At 69.0% G+C, this 23,306-nt stretch carries 24 protein-coding genes and 1 tRNA gene (1 of these 25 only partly in view); 20 read left to right on the forward strand and 5 right to left on the reverse strand.

The window, feature by feature from the left end; translation table 11 throughout:
* The first annotated feature begins 42 nt into the window (after positions 1 to 42).
* Positions 43 to 5,106, forward strand: a complete 5,064-nt coding sequence (locus tag A9O63_RS15040; protein ID WP_069332674.1) for an RHS repeat domain-containing protein — start codon at positions 43 to 45, stop codon at positions 5,104 to 5,106.
* Between the two features lie 480 nt (positions 5,107 to 5,586).
* Here A9O63_RS15040 and A9O63_RS15045 read toward each other — a convergent pair.
* Positions 5,587 to 5,676 (reverse strand) — tRNA-Ser (locus tag A9O63_RS15045).
* Between the two features lie 168 nt (positions 5,677 to 5,844).
* On the opposite strand from A9O63_RS15045, the gene A9O63_RS15050 reads away from it, so the two are divergent.
* From A9O63_RS15050 to A9O63_RS15080, 7 genes are all read left to right on the forward strand, one after another.
* Positions 5,845 to 6,741, forward strand: coding sequence for a DUF2059 domain-containing protein (locus A9O63_RS15050; protein WP_069332675.1), 897 nt, complete (start codon positions 5,845 to 5,847; stop codon positions 6,739 to 6,741).
* Between the two features lie 283 nt (positions 6,742 to 7,024).
* Positions 7,025 to 7,420, forward strand: coding sequence for a 50S ribosomal protein L21 (gene rplU, locus A9O63_RS15055; protein ID WP_069332676.1), 396 nt, complete (start codon positions 7,025 to 7,027; stop codon positions 7,418 to 7,420).
* Between the two features lie 6 nt (positions 7,421 to 7,426).
* A complete protein-coding gene (rpmA, locus tag A9O63_RS15060) occupies positions 7,427 to 7,696 on the forward strand; it encodes a 50S ribosomal protein L27 (RefSeq protein WP_009566779.1) in 270 nt (89 codons plus the stop codon).
* 150 nt (positions 7,697 to 7,846) lie between these two features.
* Complete coding sequence (locus tag A9O63_RS15065) at positions 7,847 to 8,398, forward strand: GNAT family N-acetyltransferase (protein ID WP_009566778.1); 552 nt, start codon at positions 7,847 to 7,849, stop codon at positions 8,396 to 8,398.
* A gap of 94 nt (positions 8,399 to 8,492) precedes the next feature.
* Entirely contained in the window at positions 8,493 to 9,521 is a 1,029-nt protein-coding gene (gene obgE / locus A9O63_RS15070) for a GTPase ObgE (protein ID WP_069332677.1), read from the forward strand.
* Positions 9,521 to 10,633, forward strand: coding sequence for a glutamate 5-kinase (proB, locus tag A9O63_RS15075; protein WP_069332678.1), 1,113 nt, complete (start codon positions 9,521 to 9,523; stop codon positions 10,631 to 10,633). The genes obgE and proB overlap by 1 nt, the downstream gene beginning before the upstream one ends.
* A 50-nt stretch (positions 10,634 to 10,683) precedes the next feature.
* Positions 10,684 to 11,946, forward strand: coding sequence for a glutamate-5-semialdehyde dehydrogenase (locus A9O63_RS15080; protein ID WP_069332679.1), 1,263 nt, complete (start codon positions 10,684 to 10,686; stop codon positions 11,944 to 11,946).
* A 3-nt stretch (positions 11,947 to 11,949) separates the two neighbouring features.
* On the opposite strand, the gene A9O63_RS15085 is transcribed toward A9O63_RS15080, so the two are convergent.
* A complete protein-coding gene (locus A9O63_RS15085; protein ID WP_069332680.1) occupies positions 11,950 to 12,546 on the reverse strand; it encodes a histidine phosphotransferase family protein in 597 nt (198 codons plus the stop codon).
* Between the two features lie 33 nt (positions 12,547 to 12,579).
* Here A9O63_RS15085 and A9O63_RS15090 point away from each other — a divergent pair, with 33 nt between their 5' ends.
* The 3 genes from A9O63_RS15090 to olsA all read left to right on the forward strand — a co-directional run bounded on the left by A9O63_RS15090 (position 12,580) and on the right by olsA (position 14,544).
* Entirely contained in the window at positions 12,580 to 12,753 is a 174-nt protein-coding gene (locus A9O63_RS15090) for a DUF3553 domain-containing protein (protein WP_069332681.1), read from the forward strand.
* A gap of 172 nt (positions 12,754 to 12,925) precedes the next feature.
* On the forward strand, positions 12,926 to 13,711 hold the full coding sequence (olsB, locus tag A9O63_RS15095; protein WP_069332682.1) for an L-ornithine N(alpha)-acyltransferase: 786 nt from the start codon (positions 12,926 to 12,928) through the stop codon (positions 13,709 to 13,711).
* Positions 13,708 to 14,544, forward strand: coding sequence for a lyso-ornithine lipid O-acyltransferase (olsA, locus tag A9O63_RS15100; RefSeq protein ID WP_069332683.1), 837 nt, complete (start codon positions 13,708 to 13,710; stop codon positions 14,542 to 14,544). Before olsB ends, olsA begins: the two co-directional genes overlap by 4 nt.
* Positions 14,545 to 14,564: 20 nt before the next feature.
* On the opposite strand, the gene A9O63_RS15105 is transcribed toward olsA, so the two are convergent.
* Positions 14,565 to 15,185 (reverse strand): thiamine phosphate synthase, encoded by a 621-nt coding sequence (locus tag A9O63_RS15105; RefSeq protein ID WP_069332684.1) that lies wholly within the window; start codon positions 15,183 to 15,185, stop codon positions 14,565 to 14,567.
* A gap of 113 nt (positions 15,186 to 15,298) precedes the next feature.
* Between A9O63_RS15105 and A9O63_RS15110 the strand changes: the two genes are divergently transcribed.
* The 6 genes from A9O63_RS15110 (at position 15,299) to A9O63_RS22310 (ending at position 19,727) form a co-directional block, all read left to right on the forward strand.
* On the forward strand, positions 15,299 to 16,030 hold the full coding sequence (locus A9O63_RS15110; RefSeq protein WP_069332685.1) for an RNA methyltransferase: 732 nt from the start codon (positions 15,299 to 15,301) through the stop codon (positions 16,028 to 16,030).
* Positions 16,031 to 16,111: 81 nt separating this feature from the next.
* Entirely contained in the window at positions 16,112 to 16,426 is a 315-nt protein-coding gene (locus A9O63_RS15115) for an EthD family reductase (protein ID WP_069332686.1), read from the forward strand.
* Between the two features lie 84 nt (positions 16,427 to 16,510).
* Positions 16,511 to 17,686, forward strand: coding sequence for a heme A synthase (ctaA, locus tag A9O63_RS15120; protein ID WP_069332687.1), 1,176 nt, complete (start codon positions 16,511 to 16,513; stop codon positions 17,684 to 17,686).
* Positions 17,683 to 19,164, forward strand: coding sequence for a carboxypeptidase M32 (locus tag A9O63_RS15125; protein ID WP_069332688.1), 1,482 nt, complete (start codon positions 17,683 to 17,685; stop codon positions 19,162 to 19,164). The genes ctaA and A9O63_RS15125 overlap by 4 nt, the downstream gene beginning before the upstream one ends.
* Before the next feature lie 8 nt (positions 19,165 to 19,172).
* Positions 19,173 to 19,427 carry a hypothetical protein gene (locus A9O63_RS15130; protein ID WP_069332689.1) on the forward strand — a complete coding sequence of 85 codons (255 nt, stop codon included), beginning with the start codon at positions 19,173 to 19,175 and terminating at the stop codon, positions 19,425 to 19,427.
* A 150-nt stretch (positions 19,428 to 19,577) separates the two neighbouring features.
* On the forward strand, positions 19,578 to 19,727 hold the full coding sequence (locus A9O63_RS22310) for a hypothetical protein (RefSeq protein ID WP_002723414.1): 150 nt from the start codon (positions 19,578 to 19,580) through the stop codon (positions 19,725 to 19,727).
* Positions 19,728 to 20,054: 327 nt separating this feature from the next.
* Here A9O63_RS22310 and A9O63_RS15135 read toward each other — a convergent pair whose 3' ends face one another.
* Positions 20,055 to 20,840 (reverse strand): enoyl-CoA hydratase, encoded by a 786-nt coding sequence (locus A9O63_RS15135; protein ID WP_069332690.1) that lies wholly within the window; start codon positions 20,838 to 20,840, stop codon positions 20,055 to 20,057.
* Positions 20,841 to 20,896: 56 nt separating this feature from the next.
* Between A9O63_RS15135 and A9O63_RS15140 the strand changes: the two genes are divergently transcribed.
* Positions 20,897 to 21,322 (forward strand): PaaI family thioesterase, encoded by a 426-nt coding sequence (locus A9O63_RS15140; RefSeq protein WP_069332691.1) that lies wholly within the window; start codon positions 20,897 to 20,899, stop codon positions 21,320 to 21,322.
* Between the two features lie 6 nt (positions 21,323 to 21,328).
* On the opposite strand, the gene A9O63_RS15145 is transcribed toward A9O63_RS15140, so the two are convergent.
* Positions 21,329 to 21,688 carry a bactofilin family protein gene (locus tag A9O63_RS15145; protein WP_069332692.1) on the reverse strand — a complete coding sequence of 120 codons (360 nt, stop codon included), beginning with the start codon at positions 21,686 to 21,688 and terminating at the stop codon, positions 21,329 to 21,331.
* Positions 21,689 to 21,843: 155 nt separating this feature from the next.
* Between A9O63_RS15145 and A9O63_RS15150 the strand changes: the two genes are divergently transcribed.
* On the forward strand, positions 21,844 to 22,872 hold the full coding sequence (locus A9O63_RS15150) for an agmatinase (RefSeq protein ID WP_412841984.1): 1,029 nt from the start codon (positions 21,844 to 21,846) through the stop codon (positions 22,870 to 22,872).
* Positions 22,869 to 23,306, forward strand: the 5' portion of a protein-coding gene (locus A9O63_RS15155; protein ID WP_069332693.1) for an amidohydrolase. It continues 1,215 nt past the right edge of the window; 438 of the gene's 1,653 nt are visible here — the first part of the coding sequence; it begins with the start codon at positions 22,869 to 22,871; the stop codon falls past the right edge of the window. Before A9O63_RS15150 ends, A9O63_RS15155 begins: the two co-directional genes overlap by 4 nt.

A 23,306-nucleotide genomic window follows, 5' to 3' on the forward strand; every position in this document is an offset into this window, starting at 1 on the left:
CCGGGCGCCCCAGGGCGTGAAACCGGACCCAGGGAGCATGTCATGACGTCGTCGCAATATCAGGGCTCGCAGGCCTATAACCAGTCGCTGCAAAGCAACGAATACATCAACAGGAATACCGGGTCGCTGGTGGTGTCGCTGCCGCTGGTGCAGTTGCGCGGGATCACCGACGCCATCGGCCTGTCGCTGACGCTGGGCTATTGTGCGGGGGCGTCGGGCCAGCTGGGTCTGCCGCAGGGCTGGGGCTGGGGGCTGCCCTTCGTCGCCGCCGGGCAATCGCTGACGGTCGAGGGCAAGACCTTTGTCATTGACCCCACCTGGACCGACAGTTCGGGCTATCAGTCCGGCCTGCGCTATCTGAACGACCATGGGCGCCGGTTCCAGACCGTCATCCCGCCGCAGCCCGTTCCAGGCGGCGGCGGGACATACGGGTTCATGCTGCGCTACGACGACGGATCGATCAGCTATTTCGACGCCACGGGCAAGCTGATCGCGCATGCCGACCTTTACGGCAACATGCTGCGCTATGCCTATACCAACCCCTTGGGCGACGTGTTCCAGAACAGCCTGGCCAGCATCACCGACAGTTTCGGCCAGGTTGTCACGTTCGGCTATTCCGGCGGCACGATATTGCTGACCCTGCCCGACGGATCGAGCGTGACCGTGGCGTTTTCGAGCCAGGGTGTCCAGCATGTCACCAACCAGATCGGCGCGGTCACCGCCTTCAGCTATGCCTCGGCCTCGGGCACGACGGTCGTCGGCGCGATCTCCTATCCTACCGGGATGACAACGACGCTGGCCTACACCGGCCTCCGCTACATCGACGCCCGAGGGAATTCCGGCACCCGCCCGGCCGTGCAGTCGATAACCCGGACCGGACCGGGCGGCGCGTTCCTGGACCGGAGCGACTACAGCTATGGCACCGCATCGGGCGGCAATACCTATACCGGGGCAACCGCGGGGTACCGGATGGGAACGGCCTCGGACGGGCTCATGGACAGCAACAACACGGCCTACCAGTACGACGTGCTGGAACAGCGCCGCGACCCGGGAGGCGCGCTCATTGCCGCCAACCGGGTGTTCTTCAACTACCTGCACTGCCCGCTGACCGAGCATGCCTATCTGGTGGACGCAAACGGCCATGCGCAAGAGGCGCACCGCACCTCCTATACCTACGACATCGTCACCGACGCCCACGCGCGAAGCGTGAACATGAACAAACCGGTGACGACGGTGCACAGCGTCTATGACGCGGCGGGCGGCACATGGTCCGACAATTCGCAGGCAGATGTCGCCTACGATCTTTATGGAAAGATCACGTCGAGCAGCCAGTACGACCTGAGCAGCGGCAGCCCCCGGCTGACCGGCCAGCGGACGCACAGCTTTCTCCAGGTCGCGTGGGGAGGCGAGATGCCGCAGCGGACCGACTACCTCGATGCGGTCACCGGCCAGACGACGCGGATCGACTATGTGCTGACGGCCGACCAGAAATCCATCGCCGCCACCACCGTCTCTACCCAGGCGGCGGGCGCGGGCAGTTTCGCCCCCTACAAGACCAAGACCTTCCAGTTCGATCCCCGGGGCTGCCAGACCGGCTGGACCCTGACCTGGGCCCAGGGCTACAGCGGTCCCGAGGGGGCGGTCGCTTCGGTCGGCGAACAGACCTCCTACAGCTACGATGCCGCGTCGCATCAGCTGACCGTCGACACGACTGACGCCAACGGCCACACCCGGGTCGCGGTCTTCGACATGCGCCTGCCGGGCGGACCCTGCCTGAGCCAGACCAAACCCGGCGGCGCGCGGCGCAGCTATGCCTATGACCCGCTGGCGCGCCTGATGCAGGAAACCGACCCGCTGGGCGATGTCACGACCCATGCCTATACTCTGGCCGGAAACGGTGGCGGCGGCACCAACACGAGCACCGTGACCCAGTCCAACGGCTATGTCCTCTGCACGACCTATGATGCAAAGGGGCGCGCCGTCCTGATGATGGACAATGGCGATCCAACCCAATCGACGCCCAGCCTGTCGCGTACCCTGCGCCGCGTGAGTTTCAATGCGCTGGATCTGAAGGCGAGCGAGACCGACGCCACCGACCAGACCCTGACGATCAGCTATGACGCGCTGGGACGTCAGATCGCCCTGGCCGATGCGCTGGGCAATCAGAGCACGACCGTCTTCGATGACGCGGCCCGAACGGTCAGCACCTCGATGAACGGCGATCTTCGCACGGTCATCACCCGTGACGGGCTGGGCAACACGATCCAGACCGACACCCATGCCGACAGCGGCTCCCCCCAGGCGGGCCAGGTGCAGCGCGTGACCTCGGCCTATGACGGCTTTGGCCAAGTGGTGACCGAAACGCACTTCAGCATCTTCGGCGGCAACGTTGTGCAGAATTCGGTCAAGACCTTCACCTATACGCCGGACGGCAATCCCGAAGTTGTGGAGTTCACCGGCACCCCCGCGACCGCCGCGTTGCAGGCGACGCGCTGCACCACCACGCAGCGCGACCTGAACGGCAATCCGGTCCTGGTCACCCGCAACGTCAGCTATAACGGCGTGGCGCAGCCCCCCGTTGTCAGCGAGACGCTGACCTATGATCCGGTCGGCAACCTGATCGAGATCCGGAACCAGACCGGGCAGATCGAACGGCTGAGCTACACGACCGACAGCGCCCTGCAAAGCCGCACCCGCTATGACGGCACCCAGACGACCTATGCCTACGACGCCGCAGGCCAGGTGCTGAGCGAGACCACGAACGGGCAGACGCGCACCTTCGCCTATCTTTCGAATGGCAGGATCGAGCAGGTCACCGATCCGAGCGGCACCTTGCGCTATGCCTACTCTCTGGACGGCACGGCCTCGTCCGTGACCTATCCCGACGGCAAGACGCTGTCGCTGACCAAGGACGCCACCAGCCGGGTGGTGTCGATGATCCTGCCCGATGGCACCGCGGCAAGCTATTCGTACAACAACCTGAACCAGATCACCGCGCAGACCATGGGCGGGGTCACGCTGAGCAACAGCTGGGGCACGGCCAACCACGCCAACGGCGTGTTGCTGAAACAGGTGCTGGGCGGCGCGACGGCGCAGACCACGCAGTTCGGCTATGACGGATACGGGGCAAACGACAGCGTCGCTGTCACCGACGGCGCGGGCATCGGCGTCCTGAGCGCCGCCGCCACCCGCGACGGCTGGCGGAACCTGGTGTCGCTGACGCTCGCTTCGGCTGTGAACGCCGATCCTTCGGTGAACGTCGCGAAGACGATGAGCTATGACGGCCTGAGACAGCTGGTGGGGATCACGCTGACCCCGTCCGGCGGCGGATCGCCGACCCAGGTAAGCTATGCCTACGATGGCGCCGCCAACGTGCTGACCCGCACCCGGAACGGCCAGCAGGAAAGCTTTGCCTACAACGCTCTGAACCAGATCACCTCGGGCGCTGCCGCCTATGACGCCAACGGCCGCATGGTCAGGGACGTGGACGGATCGACCTATGGCTTCGACCCGCTCGACCGGCTGATCAATGTGGGCATGGCCTCGGGGCCCGCGATGTCCAACAGCTATGGTCCGCAGGGCGCGCTGGCCTCGGTGATCGACGGCAGCACCGAGGACAGGTTCTATCCGCTGGCCGGGACCATGGTCAGCGTGGCGGCGAATGCCCAGTCGGGCACGCCGGAATGGCACGGGCTCATGTGGGCGGGACAGATGCCCGTCGCGCGGGTCAGCGCCGGATCGGTCACCGCCTATGCGGCGGCGTCGAAATCGGTCTATGTGCACCGCACCTCGGCCGGCAGCAACGCTCTGGCCATCTCCGCCTATGGCACGGTCACACCGCAATCCGCGCTCGACCGCGCCAACAGCTTCAACTGGAATTCGCAGTTCACCGACCCGGTCAGCAACCTGACCTATCTCAGGGCGCGCTGGTACAACCCGGAAACCATGCGCTTCTTGTCGCTCGATCCGCGCATCACCATGAACCGGTATGCCTATGCCATGGGCAACCCGATCGCGAACTCCGACCCGCTGGGCCAGAGCTGGGAAGAGATCGTGGGGCTGATCGCCGGGGTCATTGTCGGCATCGGCGCAACCGTGCTGACCGGCGGGGTCGCGGGCGCAGCCGCGGCGGCGGTCTTCGGCACCGAATGCGTGGCCGCCAGCATCGGCGCGGGCGCGCTGGCGGGTGCCGTGGGCTCGGTCGCGGGGGATCTGACCAGTGCCGCGATCTCGGGCCAGAAGATCACCGGCGCGCGGGTCGGCATCGACCTGCTGAGCGGCGCGGTGGGGGGCGCGCTCGGCGCGGGCCTTGGGGGCGCTGCGGGCCGGGTCGCGATGCGCGGGGCGCTGAACGCGGAGTGGTCGCAGGCGGCGATCACCCGCGTCGGCCTCATCACCTCGGGCGCCATCGGCGGGCTGACCGGGGCCGCGGCCTCGGCCGGGGTCACCTCGGTCGCCTATCAGCAGCCGTTCTTCTCGACCGGGAACATCGTCAGCATGGCGGTGGGCTTCGGCGCCGGCGCGGGTGGCGGGATCCTGATGTCGGGCGCCTATCTGGGCAAGATAAACGCCAAGATCATTCCGGTGCCCATCGGCGAGGACGAACTGCACCTCATCACCCCGGCGGCCGACACGCGCGGCGCGGTGGGCGAGAACGAGCGCCTTCTGGTGATGGCGCCGCAGCCCGAGGCCGAAACCAGCGCCAACGGATTCCTGAGGCGCCCGGGCGGATACAAATACGCGATGCGGCTGGATTTCGGCGAGGGCGACGGCGAGGGCCGCCCGCTGATGGCGCCGGGGCGCGAGGAATCGGTGGACACCATCGCCGGGCATGGCGCGGGCAACACGATCTTCGCCAGCGTCGATGTGAGTGGCGACGGAGTCCCCGATTTCGTGCGCCCGATCTCGGGCCGCAACTTTGCCCGGTATCTCGTGGACGAGGGCTGGCGCGAGCGGGAGGGGCCGATCAAGCTCATGTCCTGCTTTGGCGCCTTCCGCAATGCACGGGTCATCGCCGACGCGCTGGGCCGCGATGTCTGGGCGGGTTATCCCGAGCTCGACCGCTATTCCTTCACCGGCTGGGTCCGCTTTCCGGCGCCGCATTAGGCGCCGCAGGCCGCGACAAATCCCAGCCCCGGTCGGCTGCGGCTGCGAACTCCGGCGACCGCGCGATTGTCTCGCGCCATCGCCGCCCGGGGCAACATCCGTGTGCTCCGGGCGCAGAGCCGCGCGGAACTTAGCGCCTGACCGGGTTTTCGGCGCGGCGCCTCTTTTTCGGCAATTGCGCGTCGGGGCCACGCACCGCCGACATGCGCGTGCAGTCTGGCCCATTTCCCCCTGTTATCTGCTATGCGGGTACCAAGGAGAGGCGCCGGATGAACACACAAGGCCACTTCGATGAGATGTGGGGCACCGGGCAGCAACTGCGTGAGCCCTTGGAGGGGCTGAGCATTCGTCGGCGCCAGGAGGCCCGAAAGCGGCCTCTGAGGGCTGATATTCTCCGGACCTCAAGACTCGCGTAACCCTTGAAAACAAAGGAAAAATCCGGCCGCAGCCGGACAGGGAGGACGCTTTCTCTGAGGCAAGTGGCGGAGAGACAGGGATTCGAACCCTGGGTCGGCTCACACCGACAACGGTTTTCGAGACCGCCGCATTCGACCACTCTGCCACCTCTCCGCGTCAGGGGTCGTCGTGGGACGGGCATTTAGCGAAGCTCGCGGACGCTTGCAAGGGACAAAACGACGGCGGGATCATGCCGCGGCGCAGCGGGACTTCGGCTCGTCCCTTGGCAAGCGCCGGACAAGCCACTAGCTCTGTGCCAAACCCTCTCCCGAAGGCATTCCCATGGCCCTGCCATCGACCCTGATCCGACTGGTGCTCCTTCTCGGGACGGTCGCAGCCCCGCTGTCCGTTGCGGCGCAGACGGCGCCGGAGCCTTCCGTTCCCCTGCCGCACGAAGGGCAGGCCATGGCCCCCGGCGTGCAGGTGGCCGCCCTCGAGGAGGCGCTGCGCATCGGCGACGTGATTGCGGTCATGCGCGAAGAGGGGCTCGAATACGGGTCGAGCCTCGAGGCGGAGCTCTTTCCGGAGCGCGGCGGATCCCGCTGGCGCGCGGTGGTCGGGCTGATCTACGACACCGAAAGCATGCGCAAGCGGTTCGATGCGGCGTTCGAGGCCGAGGTCTCGCAGGATCCCCAGGCGATCGGGCAGATGTTCGACTTCTTCGGCAGCGACACAGGCCAGCGCATCCTTCAGCTCGAGATCGAGGCGCGGCGCGCCCTGCTCGACGAGGCGGCGGAAGAGGCGGCGAAGGTGGCCGTCGAGGAGATGAGTGCGCGCAACGACCCGCGGCTCGAGCTCCTGCGCGAGTTCGCCGAGGCGAACGATCTGATCGAGCTGAATGTGGTGGGGGCGCTCAATTCGAATCTCGCCTTCTATCGCGGCATGGCGGACGGGGCGGCCTTCGAGCAGCCGATGAGCGAAGAGGACATGCTGGCGGACGTCTGGTCGCAGGAGGCCGACGTGCGCCGCGAGACGGAGGCCTGGCTCTTCCCCTATCTGGCCCTGGCCTACGGGTCGCTGTCGGATGCGGAGCTGAAGGAATATATCGCCTTCTCGAAGACGCCGGCGGGCAGGAAGCTGAATGCCGCCACGTTCCGGGCCTTCGATGCGGTCTTTTCGGCCATCTCGCGCGATCTGGGCCGCGCCGCGGCCCGGCAGATGCAGGGCGAAGATATCTGAAGCTCCGGCTGTGAGGGGCGCGCGCGGAGCGGATGCCGGGGCAGGGGATGGCGAGATCTTGCAGCATGAGCCAGCCGGAACGGCTTGACTCGTGGAGGCCTTTCTCGCATAAGCGCGCATCCCGGCCGGATCCTTTCGGCAGGGCTCTGCATCCGTTGGCGATCTGCCCCTTGGGACGGCCTTCGGAATCATCACCATGACACCTCTCGGGGTGCGCTGTCCGAAGGCATCCAACGCCGGGTCGCACCGGGGCCGCAGGACGCGGAGCAATGAAGGAAAGACCATGTTCGCGGTCCTCAAGACAGGCGGCAAGCAGTACAAAGTCCAGGCGGGCGACGTGCTGCGCGTCGAGAAGCTGGCGTGCGAAGCCGGCGACAAGATCCAGTTCAACGACATCCTGATGGTCGGCGGCGAGTCCGTCACCGTCGGCGCGCCCTTCGTGGCCGGTGCCGCGGTTCAGGCGGAAGTCATCGCCCAGATCAAGGGCGAGAAGACGATCCACTACGTCAAGCGCCGCCGGAAACATTCGTCGCAGCGCACCAAGGGCCACCGCCAGCAGCTCACCCTGCTGCGCGTGACCGACGTGCTCGCCTCGGGCGCCGATGCCTCGGGCGTGGCCGCCGCGACCGGCACCGCCGATGCGCGCCGCGCCGCCCACAACGCCAGCGCGAAGGAGTAACACCCCATGGCACACAAGAAGGCAGGCGGTTCGTCCCGCAACGGCCGCGACTCGGCTGGCCGTCGTCTCGGCGTGAAGCTCTACGGTGGCCAGGAAGCCATCCCGGGCAACATCATCGTGCGTCAGCGCGGCACCACCTGGTTCCCGGGCGCCGGCGTCGGCATGGGCCGTGACCACACCATCTTCGCCACCGTGGAAGGCCGCGTGGAATTCAGGAAGGGTCTCAAGGGCCGTACCTTCATTTCCGTGCTCCCGACTGCGGAGGCTGCGGAGTAAGCCGAACCTTCACAGTTCGTCTGTAAGGGGGGGATCGGCGAAAAGGCCGGTCCCCCTTCCGCTTTTCCGGCCGGTGCCGGCGGGGCGGAACCCGTGCCGGGGGCAGACCCGCCCCCGTCCCAGGTGCCAGTGCTTCAGAGGAGGAAGCCCGTGACGCTTGACATGATCTCGACCACGCTTCCGGCGACGGAGGCCCATCCGGCCGGCGGCCGTCTCGTGCTGCGCCCGGTGCGCAAGTCCGATGCCGGGCTCTTTGCCATGTATGCGGGCGACCGGCGCGTGGCCGAAGGCACGCGCGGCATCCCGCATCCGCTGCCTCCGGGCGCGGCCGAGGCCTTCGTCAACCGCTCGACGGCCGAAGCCCCCTCCGAGGATGTGTGGGTGATGGACGGCTCCGCCTCGGGCCTGTCCGAGGTGCTGGGCGTGATCTCGCTGAAGCGCATGGACCGCGACCAGTCCGAGATCGCCTATTGGGTGGCCCCGGCCTTCTGGAACGCGGGCTTCGCCTCCGAGGCGGTGCGGGCGCTGATCGAGGCCAATCCGCAGGGCTCGCGCACCATCTTCGCCGAGGTCTTCCAGGACAATCCGCAATCGGCGCGGGTGCTCACCAACTGCGGCTTCGAATATATCGGGGACGCCGAGGCCTTCTCGGTGGCGCGCAACGCCCGCGTGCCGACCTGGACCTATCTGCGCCGGCTCTGACCCCACGGTCGCAGGCGCCAAACGACGGGCGGAGGCTTGAGCCTCGGCCCGTTTCTCTCTATCGCCAGAAGCGACCAATCGGAAAGTCCCGCTCATGAAGTTCCTCGACCTCTGCAAAGTCTACATCCGCTCGGGCGGGGGCGGGGGCGGCTGCGTCAGCTTCCGGCGCGAGAAGTTCATCGAATTCGGCGGCCCCGACGGGGGCGACGGCGGCAACGGCGGATCGGTCTGGGCCGAGGCCGTGGACGGGCTGAACACGCTGATCGACTTCCGTTACCAGCAGCATTTCTTCGCCAAGTCGGGGCAGCCCGGCATGGGCAGCCAGCGCACCGGCAAGTCCGGCGACGATATCGTGCTCAAGGTGCCGGTCGGCACCGAGATCATCGACGAGGACGAAGAGACGGTGATCGCCGACCTGACCGAAGTGGGCCAGCGAGTGCTCCTCGCGCAGGGCGGCAACGGCGGCTGGGGCAACCTCCGCTTCAAGAGCTCGACCAACCGCGCGCCGGCCCGCGCCAACCCGGGCCAGCCCGGCATCGACCGCACGATCTGGCTGCGGCTGAAGCTCATCGCCGACGCGGGCCTGCTGGGCCTGCCCAACGCCGGCAAGTCGACCTTCCTTTCGGCCACCTCGAACGCCCGGCCGAAGATCGCGGATTATCCCTTCACCACGCTGGTGCCGAACCTCGGCGTCGTGGGGGTGGACGGCAAGGAATTCGTGATCGCCGACATTCCGGGCCTGATCGAGGGCGCCTCCGAGGGCCGCGGCCTCGGCGACCAGTTCCTCGCCCATGTCGAACGCTGCTCGGTGCTTCTGCATCTGGTGGACGGCGCCTCCTCGACCATCGTCAAGGACTATCGCACCATCATCGGCGAGCTCGAGGCCTATGGCGGCGACCTCGCGCTGAAGCCGCGCATCACGGCGATGAACAAGATCGACGCGATGGACCCCAAGCAGATCTCCGACCGCCGCCGCGCGCTCGAGAAGGCGACGGGGGGCAAGGTCTTCACCATCTCGGGCGTGGCGGGCACCGGCCTCATGGAAGTGCTGCGCGCGCTCTGGGCCGAGATCGACGGGGCGCGCGGCGACAAGGTGGAGGAGCACGCGCCGTGGCAACCCTGATGCCGCTTCAGGCGCCCGATATCCGCAGCGCCAAGCGTCTGGTCGTGAAGATCGGCTCGGCGCTCCTCGTGGATGGCGAGGGCCTGCGTCGCCAGTGGCTCTCGGCGCTGGCGCTCGACGTGGCCGAGGCGCGGACGCGGGGCACGCAGGTGATCCTCGTCTCCTCGGGCTCGATCGCGCTGGGGCGGCGGGTGCTGCATCTGCCGCCGGGGCCGCTCGCCCTCGAACAGAGCCAGGCGGCGGCGGCGGTGGGCCAGATCCGGCTCGCCCGCGCCTATGAGGAGGTGCTGGCCCCGCACGGCATCACCACCGCTCAGGTGCTGGTCACGCTCGAGGATACCGAGGATCGGCGGCGCTACCTCAACTCCCGCGCCACGATGGAGACGCTGCTCGGGCTCGGCACCGTGCCCATCGTGAACGAGAACGACACGGTCGCCACCGACGAGATCCGCTTCGGCGACAACGACCGGCTGGCCGCGCAGATCGCCGTCACGGTGGGGGCGGACCAGCTCGTGCTCCTGTCGGATGTGGACGGCTTCTATTCGGCGAACCCCAAGGAAGATCCGACCGCCCAGCGGTTCGATCTGGTCGAGACGATCACGCCCGCGCTTGAGGCGATGGCGGGCGATCCGGTCTCGGGCCTGTCCAAGGGCGGCATGAAGACCAAGATCATGGCGGCCAAGACCGCCGTCGCCGGCGGCTGCGCCATGGCGATCACCGAAGGCTCGGCCATGCGGCCGCTCAAGGCGCTGGAACAGGGCGCCGCCCGCACCTGGTTCGTGGCGCAGGGCGACCCGCAGGCGGCGCGCAAGCGCTGGATCAATGCGATGAAGCCGCGCGGCACGATCCGGGTGGATGCGGGCGCGGTGCAGGCGCTGCAGGCGGGCAAGTCGCTGCTGCCCGCGGGCGTGGTGGCGGTCGAGGGCAATTTCGGGCGCGGCGATCCGGTCGAGATCGCGGGGCCCATGGGCGAGGTGCTGGGGCGCGGGCTCACCCGCTACACGGCGGTCGAGGCGGTGCAGATCGCGGGCCACCGCTCGGCCGAGATCGTGGCCATCCTCGGCTACAGCGGCCGGGCCGCGCTCATCCATCGCGACGATATGGTGATCTGAGGCCGCCGCCCCGTCCGGGCGGGCCACGGCCTGAAGGAGAGGACAGGGACATGGACGGAACGGATGTGACGATGCTCATGCGCGAGATCGGTGCCCGCGCGCGCACTGCTGCGGCGGAGCTCGCCTTTGCCGAACCGTCGCGCAAGGAAGAGGCCCTGACGGCCGCGGCCGAGGCGATGCTCGCCCGCGCCGACGAGATCCTCGAGGCGAACGGCCGCGATCTGGCCTTCGGCGCCGAGAAGGGCCTGACCCCCGCCATGATGGACCGGCTGAAGCTCGACCGCGCGCGGATCGACGGCATCGTCGACGGGCTGCGGGCGGTCGCGGGCCAGCCGGATCCCGTGGGGCAGGTGATCGCCGAATGGGACCGGCCGACCGGCCTGCACATCCGCCGGGTCCGCACTCCGCTCGGAGTGGTGGGCGTGATCTACGAGAGCCGGCCCAACGTGACGGCGGATGCGGGCGCGCTCTGCCTCAAGTCGGGCAATGCGGTCATCCTGCGCGGCGGCTCCGAGAGCTTCCATTCCTCGGGCGCGATCCATGCGGCGTTGCAGGACGGGCTGCGGCAGGCGGGCCTGCCGGTGGATGCGATCCAGCGCGTGCCCACGCGCGACCGCGCCGCGGTGGCCGAGATGCTGCGCATGGTCGAGCATATCGACGTGATCGTGCCGCGCGGTGGCAAGGGGCTCGTGGGCCTCGTGCAGGCCGAGGCGCGGGTGCCGGTCTTCGCCCATCTCGAGGGCATCTGCCATGTCTATGCCGACGGCGACGCCGATCTCGAGAAGGCGCGTCGGGTGGTGCTGAACGCCAAGACCCGCCGCACGGGCATCTGCGGCTCGGCGGAATGCCTGCTGATCGACCGGGCCTTCCTCGCCAAGCACGGGCCGGTGCTGATCGAGGATCTGCTGAAGGCGGGCGTCGAGGTCCGCGCCGAGGGCGAGCTGGCCCAAGTGCCGGGCACGGTGCCCGCGCAACCCGACGATTTCGGGCGCGAGTTCCTGGACATGATCATCGCCGCCAGGGTGGTGGACGGGGTGGACGGGGCCATCGCCCATATCCGCCGCTACGGCTCGAGCCATACCGAATCGATCCTGACCGAGAACGACGCCACGGCCGAGCGATTCTTCCGCCGGCTCGACAGCGCGATCCTGATGCGCAACGCCTCGACCCAGTTCGCCGATGGCGGCGAGTTCGGCATGGGCGCCGAGATCGGCATCGCCACCGGCAAGATGCATGCCCGCGGCCCCGTGGGCGCCGAGCAGCTCACGAGCTTCAAATATCTCGTGACGGGAGACGGCACGATCCGGGCCTGAGGCTCAGAACGAGAGCCTGATCTCGGACTCGCGGATCTCGGACGTGAGGCGTCGGCCCTGACGGGACATCTCGTCGGGGACCAGCGCGAACTGCACGCGGGCCGCCGAGATCTCGACCTGCGCCATCGGGTTCGACAGCATCTCCCACAGGTCGGGCTCGATCTTCATCTTGTTGGCCTGTCCCACCAGCAGCCAGCGCGCATCGTTGCGCTCGACACGGATGCGCCCGCCATAGGCCATGGCCGTCTCGAGGCACAGCAACAGCAGGAACGCGAGCTTCACCTCGCGCCGGGGCAGGTCGGTCGGTCCCTCCCAGTCGATCTGCAGCCGCCCCCCGCGCGTGAGGTCGCTCACGATCGACAGGATCTCGGGCCGGCCGATCCGCTGATCGAGCGTGGTCGCGCCGAAGGCCACGCGGAAGAAGCGGATGCGCGCATTGGCATGGGTCACGCTTTCCAGGATCAGCGCCATCTCCGGCCCGCGGATCGCCCCGTCCATCAGCAGAAGCTCGACGCCATTGCCGATGGCGCCGATCGGGCTGATAAGATCGTGACAGATGCGCGAACCCAGAAGAGCGGTCAGATCGGTTTTTTCGGTCATGGGCGGGCTCCACGAAAGGCGGAAGGAACGGACATGAACACGCTGCTCGAACCGGGAATGCTGGTCCGGCATCCGGGGCAACCGGACTGGGGGATGGGTCAGGTGCAATCCAACGTCAAAGGCCGGATCACGGTGAACTTCGAACACGCTGGCAAGGTCTTGATCGATGGCGGTCGGGTCGAGCTTCAACTTGTGCTTGATCTGTAAGACAGATCTAGCGACGGGAGATTGCATAATTCAACCATGAATTGAGGGCATATCCGCGCAGGGCCTCGCGGCGCGCGGGCCGGGCGGAGGCACGCCCCGGGCGGCAGTTGCATCCGGCGGGGGCATTTCCTATGAAGCCCTGACCGTCCGGTGAGGGAGGCAAGGTCCGGGAATGATCGCCGACGACCCGCATCTGGAACTGAGGCTCGCCGCATCCGAGCGCGATCTGCTGGCGGCCCAGCGGCTGCGCTATGCGGTCTTCGTCGAGGAGCTCGGCGGCGACGGCGATCTCGTCGACCACGCCCGGCGGCTCGAGCGGGATGAGTTCGACGATCTGTGCGACCATCTGCTGCTGATCGACCGGCGGCGGGATGCCGGGGCGCTCGAGGATGTGGTGGGGGTCTACCGGCTTCTGCCGGGCGAGCGCGCCGCGCGGGCGGGGCGCTTCTACTGCGACAGCGAATATGATCTCGATCCGCTGCGCGCCAGCGGACGGCGGGTGCTGGAGCTCGGGCGCTCCTGCGTGCATCCCGACTATCGCGGCGGCGCGGCGGTCTTCCTGCTCTGGAGCGGGCTTGCGGATTACGCGCTGGCGCAGCGGACCGAGCTTCTCTTCGGCGTGGCGAGCTTTCACGGCACCGATATCGAGGCGCTGGCCCAGCCCCTGTCCTGTCTCCACGCCTTCCATCTCGCCCCCGAGGAGCTGCGGGTGCGCGCGCGCTCCGACAGCGGCCAGCGGATGGATCTGATCCCGCCCGAGCGGATCGACCGGCGCGCGGCGATGCTCGCCATGCCGCCGCTCATCAAGGCCTATCTGCGGCTGGGCGGCGTGGTGGGCGAGGGGGCCTGGATCGACCGGGCCTTCAACACGACCGACGTGTGCCTCCTCATGGATACCGCGCGGATGTCGGCCCGGCACCGCGACTTCTACGCCCGGCGCACGGTCTCCGCGGAATGAGCGACTGGCGGTCGGACCGGCCCGCGCTGCGGGCCATCGGCGCGGCCGGCTGGGCGCGGGCGGCGGTGAAGGGCATCGCCATGGCGCTTCTCGTCTATGGCGGCCTGCTCCTCCTGCTGATCCTGCGCCAGATCGAGCGGCCGCTCTGCGGCCTCGCGCGCCCCGTGACGCCCTTCATCACGCAGGGCGTCTGCCGCGGGGCGCTCGCGATCCTCGGGCTGCGGGTGGTGACGGAAGGCCGCCCGATGGAGGTGCCGGGCGCGGTGGTGGCCAACCACGGCTCCTGGCTCGACATCTTCACGCTGAACGCGGTGCAGCGGGGCTATTTCGTCTCGAAATCCGAAGTGGCGGGCTGGCCCGGCATCGGCTGGCTGGCCCGGGCGACGGGCACGGTCTTCATCAACCGCAGGGGCTCGGAGGCTCTGGTCCAGCAGCGCCTGTTCGAAGAGCGTCTGCGCGCCGGGCATAGGCTTCTGTTCTTCCCCGAGGGGACCAGCACCGACACGCTGCGCGTCCTGCCCTTCAAGTCGACGCTCTTCGCGGCCTTCTTCACCCACGGTCTCGAACATGCGCTGCACATCCAGCCGGTGACGGTGATCTACAGCGCCCCCGAGGGCGAGGATCCGCGCTTCTACGGCTGGTGGGGCGACATGGATTTCGGCAGCCATCTGGTGAAGCTGCTCGCGGCGCCCCGGCAGGGTCGGGTGCGGATCACCTTCCACGCGCCGGTGCCCGCCGACGGCTTCGCCGGCCGCAAGGGCCTCGCCGCCCGCTGCGAGGCGCTGGTGCGCGAGGCCTTTCCGCCGGAGCCTCTGGCCCGGACGGGCGGCTGACCGGCCGGGGCCGGCGCGCCTCAGCCCAGCGGGGCCAGCAGCCGGCGCAGCGCCGCCGCCGCATCCTCCTCGCGCCAAATCTCCTCGCCCACGGCGAAGAAGTCGGTGAGGGGGGCGAGCTCGGCCACCTTCTCGGGGGTAAGCGCCCCCTCGGCCACGACCGGCACCTCGATCATCTCGGACCACCAGCCGAAAAGCTCGGCCTCGGCCAGGCTGCCGTCGCCGAGCGCGGTCGCGCCCACCGGGCCGAAGGCGACATAATCCGCGCCCGCCTCGGCCGCGTTGATCCCCTCGTGCCGGGTCCGGCCGCAGAAGGCGCCGAGGATCGCATCCGGCCCCAGATCCTTGCGCAGCTTGCGCACGAGCCGGGCGCCGTCGGTCAGATGCACCCCGTCCAGTCCCAGCCGCTCGACCATCAGCACATGGTTCTCGATCACCAGCGCCACGTCGCGGGCATGGGCCACCTCGCGCAGCGCATCGCCCGTCCGGGCGATCCGGTCCTCGTCCTTGCCGGCGAGCGCCAGCCTGAGGCAGGCCACCTCGGTCGAGTCGAGCACCGCCGCCAGCCGGTCGGGGAAGATCTCTAGATCGATCTCGGGCGGCGTGACCAGATAGAGCTGCGGACGTTCGACTTCGGCCATGATGGGTCTCCTTCGGATCGCGAAGCCTATAGCCGAGGGGCGCGCGCTTGGAAATGGCATTGCGCCGCAGGGCCCTTCTCCCCTAGGAAGCGCCCGGATCCGAAGGGAGCGCCATGAGCATCGAACCCGTCTTCATCCTCGTCCGCCCGCAGATGGGCGAGAACATCGGTGCGGCCGCGCGCGCCATGCTGAACTTCGGCTTGGGCCGCCTGCGCATCGTCGATCCGCGCGACGGCTGGCCCAACCCGAAGGCGGTGGCCATGGCCTCGGGGGCGGGGCGGCTTCTCGATCATGCCGGCCTCTTTCCCACGGTGGCCGAGGCGATCCGCGACTGCGACTATGTCTTCGCCACCACCGCCCGCGGGCGCGAGCTCACCAAGCCCGTGATGACGCCCGAGCGCGCCATGGCGCACGGCCGGGCGCTGACGGGCGAGGGGCGGCGCGTGGGCATCCTCTTCGGGCCCGAGCGCACCGGGCTCGAGAACGAGGATGTGGCGCTGGCCAACGCCATCGTGACGGTGCCGGTGAACCCCGAATTCTTCTCGCTCAACCTCGCGCAATGCGTGCTGCTGCTGGCCTACGAATGGCGGCGCCAGCATGACGAGACCCCGCCCGAGGTCATCGACATGGCGCGGGTGGATTTCGCAAGCGGCCTCGAGGTCGAGAAGCTCGGCGATCATTTCGAGGAAAAGCTCGAGGCCGCGGGCTTCTTCTTCCCGCCCGAGAAGGCGCCGGGCATGAAGCTCAACCTGCGCAACATGTGGGCCCGGCTGCCGCTGACGCGCGCCGACGTCCAGACCCTGCACGGGATGCTGCGCCAGATCGCCTGGAAGCTGAGACAGTAGCGCCCGGCCGCTCCCGACCTTTGGATGAGGCTCCCCTCCGGCGAAACGTGCCAGAGTGGGCCGCCAACAGGGAGGAAGAGAATGGCGAGACTGCTCGTGATGTATCGCACGCCCGAGGACGGGACGGCCTTCGACCGGCACTACGCCGACACCCACATCGGGCTTGCCGCGAAGATGCCGGGCCTGCGCAGCTACGAGATCAGCGAGGGCGCCGTGGCCACGCCCGGCGGGCCCGCCGACTACCGGCTGGTGGCGATCCTGCGCTTCGACGACATGGCCGCTCTGAAGGCGGCGCTTGCGAGCCCCGAGGGGCAGGCGGCCGTCGAGGATGTGGGCCGCTTCGCCACCGGCGGCGTCGATATCTACATGTTCGACGACCGGCCGGCCCAAGGCTAGATCCGCGTCCCTGCGCCCCCCCCCGCGAGCCCTTGAAGCGGGCAGGCGGGGGGCCTACTCTCCCCGGCGGAACGGGAGAGCCGGATGGCAGTGAAAAAGCGCAGCATCTTCGAGGAAGTGGGGCAGGGGGCGAAGGCGCCGGTCCCGCAGGGCGGCAGCATCGACCGGGGCCATGGCGGCGCCCGGCGCGGCATCCGGCTGTGGCTGATGGCCCTCTTCCTCCTCGTGATGGCGATGATCGTGGTGGGCGGCCTGACGCGGCTGACCGACTCCGGCCTCTCCATCACCGAATGGCGCCCCGTCACCGGCGCGGTGCCGCCCCTGAACGAGGCCCAGTGGTCGGCCGAGTTCGACAAATATCGCGAGAGCCCGCAATACCGGCTGATGAACGCCGGCATGACGCTGGCCGAGTTCCAGCGCATCTACTGGTGGGAATGGGGCCATCGCCAGCTCGGCCGCGTGATCGGCCTCGTCTGGGCCGTGGGGTTCCTGGGCTTTCTCGCGGCGCGCAGGATCCCGCGCGGCTGGTGGCCGCGGCTCCTGGCACTGGGGGCTCTGGGCGGGCTTCAGGGCGGGATCGGCTGGTGGATGGTGGCCTCGGGCCTCGAGGGCGACAAGGTCACCGTCGAAAGCACGCGGCTTGCGACGCATCTGGGCCTCGCCTTCATCATTCTCGGCCTGATCGCCTGGCAGGCGCTCCTCCTCGGGCGCAGCGAATCCGATCTCCTGCAGGCCCGGCGCCAGAAGGAAGGGCGGCTCGTCACCCTGACCGCCGTGCTGATCGGCGTGGCCTTCCTTCAGGTCGTGCTGGGCGCGCTGGTCGCGGGCATCGACGCGGGCCGCGGCTTTCCCACCTGGCCCGACATGAACGGCACCTTCCTGCCCGCCGACATGTTCTATGTGCCGGGCGTCGAGACCGACTGGAGGAACCCCGCCTGGTGGCTGGGTCTCCTGCAGAACCCGGGCTTCGTCCAGTTCCTGCACCGCATGACCGGCTATGCGCTGGCGGCTCTCGGCCTGATCTTCTGGATCTTCGGCCGCCGCTCGCGGCACCGGGCGACCCGCGGCGCCTTCGACCTTCTCGCCATGGCGCTTCTGGCGCAGATCCTTCTCGGCGTGGGCACGGTGCTCTCGGCCGCGGAATGGCAGGTCGCCATCGCCCATCAGGTCGGGGCGATCGTGATCTGGGTGCTGATCCTCCATGCCCGTCACCTCGCGCTGTATCCCCGTGTGGGCTCGATCCGGAAAGGAACGCTATGAGCGCCGACGTCGCCTTCACCGAACTGATGGACTATCAGCGCCAGACCGAGGCGCTGGCGCAGGTCATGGGCCGGCTCTCCTGGGACCAGGAGACGGTGATGCCGCGCGGCGCCGCCGAGCAGCGGGCCGAGGAGATGGCGGCGCTCGAGGGCGTGCTCCATGCCCGGCGCACCGATCCGCGCCTCGCCGAATGGCTGGAACTGGCCGAGCCCGAGGACGAGGAGGACGAGGCGCAGCTTCGCCTGATCCGCCGCAGCCACGAGCGGGCGACCAAGGTGCCCGGCCGTCTCGCGCAGGAGATCGCCCGCGTGACCTCGGCCGCGCAGGGCATCTGGGCCGAGGCCCGGGCGGCGGACGATGTCTCGATGTTCCTGCCGACCCTCACCGAGGTGGTCCGCCTCAAGCGCGAAGAGGCGGCGGCGCTGGCCGGGGGCCGCGACCGCTACGATGCGCTCATCGACGATTACGAGCCCTCCGCCACGGCGGCCTCGATCTCGGCCATCTTCGACCGGATGCGCCCGCGCCTCGTCGCGCTGCGCGAGGCGGTGCTCGGGGCCGAGGTCCAGCCGCAGCCGCTGTCGGGGCATTTCGGGCTCGAGGCGCAGGTCCGCATGGCGCGCGATCTGGCGGCCACCTTCGGCTACGACTGGAGCCGCGGGCGGATGGACATGGCGGTCCATCCCTTCTCGTCCGGCTCGGGCAGCGATGTGCGCATCACCACCCGCGTGGTCGAGGCCGACCCGTTCAACTGCTTCTATTCGACGATCCACGAGGTCGGCCACGCGGCCTACGAGCTCGGGATCGACCCGGACTATGCGCTGACGCCGATCGGCGCTGGCGTCTCGATGGGTGTCCACGAGAGCCAGAGCCGGATCTACGAGAACCAGCTCGGCCGGTCGCGGGCCTTCACCGGCTGGCTCTACGGCCGCATGAGCGAGCGGTTCGGCGATTTCGGCATTGCCGATGCCGAGGCCTTCTACGCCACCGCGAACCGTGTCCAGTCGGGCTATATCCGCACCGAGGCCGACGAGGTGCATTACAACCTGCACATCATGATGCGCTTCGATCTCGAGCGCGGGCTGATCCGCGGCACGCTCGAGCCGGAGGATCTGGAAGAAGCCTGGAACACCCGCTTCCTCGAGGATTTCGGCGTGGCGGTGGACCGGCCCTCGCACGGGATGCTGCAGGATGTGCATTGGTCGGTTGGGCTCTTCGGCTATTTTCCGACCTATGCGCTGGGGAACGTCTATGCGGGCTGCCTGATGAAGGCGATCCGCGCGGCTGTGCCCGATCTCGACGACCAGCTCGCCCGCGGCGACACGTCGGGCGCGACCGGCTGGCTGCGCGAGAACCTGCAGCGGCACGGCGGGCTCTACCGGCCGCACGAGACCGTCACCCGCGCCTGCGGCTTCGAGCCGACCGAGGAGCCGCTCCTCGATTATCTCGAAGAGAAGTTCCGCGGCATCTACCGGCTCTGACGGCGGCCGTGGCGGCGGGGGGCTTCACCGCAGCTCTGGGCCGCGCCGCACGGCGCACGGCGGCTGCCCTCGTCGCCTGCTTCCGTCGCGGCCTCTCGGCCGAGGAGGTGGAGGCGCGCCTCGCCGCGCGCTCCCTCGCCGATCAGGCGACGGTGGTGGTGGCCGTGCTCGGCGCGCTGTTCCTGACAAGCCTCCTCTTCGCCCAGGCGGGGCCGGTGGGCTTCTTCCTCTTCCTTCTGCTGGTGATCGTGGTGGTCGGCTGACCCGCCCGGGCCCGGTTGACAGATGTCAACTGTCCGCACGCAAAAGCCGCCCCCGCGCCTGGCCGCGATTTTTGCGGCCGCGGCGTGATCCGGGGGGCGCGGCCCCGCGTAAGCGGTGCACGATCAACCCAAGCAGAAAGGACCTGACCGATGAGCTACCTCTTCATGGAATCCGTTCTGACCTTCGGCACCCTCGGCTTCGTGCTCGCGCTGGCCTACGTCAACATCCGCCAGACCGAGAAGCAGCTCGAAGAGAGCCGCAAGCGCCGTCAGGGCCTCGAGGCGGCCGTGGCCGAATGATGCTGTTGGGCCGGGCGAGCGATTGCCCGGCCGGTGTTGCCCCGGGGGAGGCCTGAGCCGGACGCCTCCCGATGATGCGGGAGGCCGGGGCCGGACCTCTTTTCCTCCCCGATCCACGGGAGAGGGACGCGCCCCGAGACCGACAGTCTTCCTGCTGCCGCCGCCCGCCGTTGGCGCAAGAGGAACCGGGACCGGACCTCTCATACTCTCCGATCCAGAGGGCGTGCCTGAGCCGGGCGGCCTTCCTGCCGCCTGCCGATGGCGCAAGAGGGCCCCAGATCCTACCCGATCCACAGGCGGACTCGCCTGAGGCGAAGCGAGAGCGCATCAGGCCCAGTCGGGCGCCCGTTTCTCGAGGAAGGCCGCCACGCCCTCTTCCGTATCCCGCCACATCATGTTGTCCGCCATCACCGCGCCGGTGAGCGTGTAGGCTGCGCCGAGCCCCATGCCCGCCTGATCGTAGAAGGCCCGCTTGCCGGTCCGAACCGCAGCGGTGAGCTTGCCCGCAACGACTGCCGCCAGTTTCTGCACCTCGGCCGAGAGATCCTCGGGCGGGACCGTGCGGTTCACGAGGCCCACCTCGCGGGCGCGATCGGCCTCGATGAATTCTCCGGTCGTGAGCATCTCGAAGGCCACCTTGCGCGGCACGGCGCGGGTCAGGGCCACCATCGGCGTCGAGCAGAAGAGCCCGATATTCCCCCCGTTCACCCCGAAGCGCGTGCCATGGGCCGCCACCGCCATGTCGCAGGAGGCGACGAGCTGGCAACCCGCCGCGGTGGCGATGCCATGGACCTCGGCGATCACCGGCTGGGGCAGAGCGGGAATCGCCTGCATGACCGCCGCACAGCGGGCGAAGAGGTCCGAGAAATAGGCGGCGCCCCGGTCGTCGGACTGGCGCGCGGCCTGCATCTCGCGCAGGTCGTGGCCCGCGCAGAAGGCCTTGCCCGCGCCGCGGATCACCACGACACGGATCGTCCGGTCCTCGGCCAGCGCGCGGAACTGCTCTTTCAGCGCCGCCAGCATGGCATCCGACAGCGCATTCAGCGCCTCGGGCCGGTTCAGCGTCAGCGTGGCCACCGCGCCGCGGTCCTCGCGCAGCAGGATCTGGGTCATCTTGTCACTCCTCCCCTTTGCGGTCAGCCTAGCGGGTCGGAAGCAGGGAGGAAAGCATGGGGCTGAAGCTGGAGGCGGCGGATCTGGCCGCGTTCCTCGCGCGGGAGTTTCCCGAGGTCGCGGACGATTTCGAGGTGCTCTCGGCCGGAGAGGAACTGGCGATGCGGCTCAAGGTGGGGCCGCAGCACCTGCGGCCGGGCGGCACCGTCTCGGGGCCCTCGATGTTCGCGCTGGCCGATGTGGCGATGTATCTGGCGATCCTGTCCCGCATCGGGCCGGTGAAACTGGCCGTCACCACCAACATCTCGATGGATTTCCTGCGCAAGCCCGAGGCCGCGCGCGACCTGATCGGGACGGCACGGATCCTGAAGCTCGGGCGGGTGCTGGCGGTGGGGGACGTGCTGATCCGCTCGGCGGGATCGGAGGCGGTGGTGGCGCGGGCGGGCCTGACCTATTCGATCCCGCCCGACCGCGCCGCCTGAAGGGCCTCAGTCCCTGGTGATCTTGAAGCGGCCGTCGATGGTGGCGCCGCTCTCGATCACGACGCTGCGGTAGGTGACATCGGAGGTGAGCTGCGCTGCCGACCGCACGACGAGCGAGGCGCAGGAGAGCCGCCCCTCGAGCTGGCCGCGCACCTCGACGCTCTCTGCGCTGAAGGTGCCGCTCGCGCGTCCCTCGGGGCCGACCATCAGCCCGCGGGCGGTGATCGTGCCCTCGACCTCGCCCATCACCTCAATGCTGCCCGACGAGGTGATGTCGCCCACGATCTTCAGGTCCGAGCCCAGGGTGGACTTGGAGGCATTGGAGCCGGTGCGCTGCGGCGCAGGCTCGACGGGTCTGTTCTGCATCGTGATTCCCTCTTTCGCGCGGCCCCGCGGCCGGGGGCACGGTGCGCGGCCCGCGCCCACACGTTCGCCCGATAAAGGGTCAAGGCTGGGGTCCGGTCAAGAGCGGGTGGGGGGAATTCCGCCGATCGTGGACAAATGGGCGGGCGGATGGTCAGATGACTGCGATCTCCTGCAAGGAAGAGGCGCGCATGACGGACGGCCCCGATCGCGACTTCTGGCTGCCGGTCTCCGGCTTTGATCTGCCGCGCTTCGCGGGCCTGCCCAGCTTCATGCGCCTGCCCTTCGTGCCGCCCGGCCATCCGCGCTTCAAGGAGGTGGAGGTGGGTCTCGTGGGCGCCCCCTGGGACGGGGGCACGACGAACCGGCCGGGGCCCCGGCACGGGCCGCGCCAGCTGCGCGACCTCTCGACCATGATCCGTGCCGAGAATGGCGCGACCGGCGTGCGTCCCTTCGAGAGGCGGCGCTGCGCCGATCTGGGCGACGTGGCGCCCAATCCCGCCGACCTGATGGACAGCCTCGCGCGGATGGAAGCCTTTTTCATCGACCTCCGCGCCGCAGGCATCCTGCCGCTGACGGCGGGGGGCGATCATCTCTGCACGCTGCCGATCCTGCGCGCTCTGGCCCGCGACCGGCCGCTCGGCATGATCCAGTTCGACAGCCACACCGATCTCTTCCACAGCTATTTCGGTGGGATGCGCTATACCCACGGCACGCCCTTCCGCCGCGCGGTCGAAGAGGGGCTGCTCGATCCGCGGCGCGTCTGCCAGATCGGCATCCGCGGCGGCACCTACGACCGCGAGGACCGCGACTTCGCCGCGGCGGTGGGGATCCGCATCGTTCCGGTTGAGGAGGTCCACGCCCGCGGGGTCGAGGATGTGATGGCCGAGGCCCGCGCCATCGTGGGCGAGGACGACACCTATGTGAGCTACGACATCGATTTCGTCGATCCGGCCTATGCGCCCGGCACCGGCACGCCCGAAGTGGGCGGCCCGACCTCGTGGCAGGCGCTGAGCGTGGTGCGGCAGCTGCAGGGCTTGCGGATCGTGGGCGCGGATCTGGTCGAGGTCTCTCCGCCCTTCGATCCGCCGGGCGGCACGGCCTTCCTCGGGGTCTCGATCCTGTTCGAACTTCTCTGCGTGATCGCAAGCAGTGCCGGACCTTCGGCCGAAGGAGGCGCCGCATGACCGACCTCATCGTCACCAACGGGGCCGTCCTGACCATGGACCCCGCCCGGCCCGAGGCCGAGGCCCTGGCCATCGCCGAGGGCCGGATCACGGCCGTGGGCCGCCGCGCCGAGATCGAGCGGCTGGCCGGCCCGCAGACGGAAATGATCGATGCGGGCGGAGGGACGGTCCTGCCGGGCTTCGTGGAAAGCCATCTCCATCTGGTGCTGGGCGGGGCGGAACTGGCCCATCTCCAGCTTACGGGCGTCCATGGCGTCGAGGCGCTGACGCGGGCGGTGCAGGGCTTTGCCGCGGCCCATCCCGAGCGTCCGCTGCTCATGGCGCAGGGCGGCGACTACGGGCTGCTTGACCGGCCGATGACGCGGCAGGATCTCGACGCGATCCTGCCCGACCGGCCCTTCGCCATCACCGCGCCCGATCATCACACGGTCTGG

The organism is Cereibacter johrii (assembly GCF_001720585.1).
Lineage (GTDB): Bacteria > Pseudomonadota > Alphaproteobacteria > Rhodobacterales > Rhodobacteraceae > Cereibacter_A > Cereibacter_A johrii.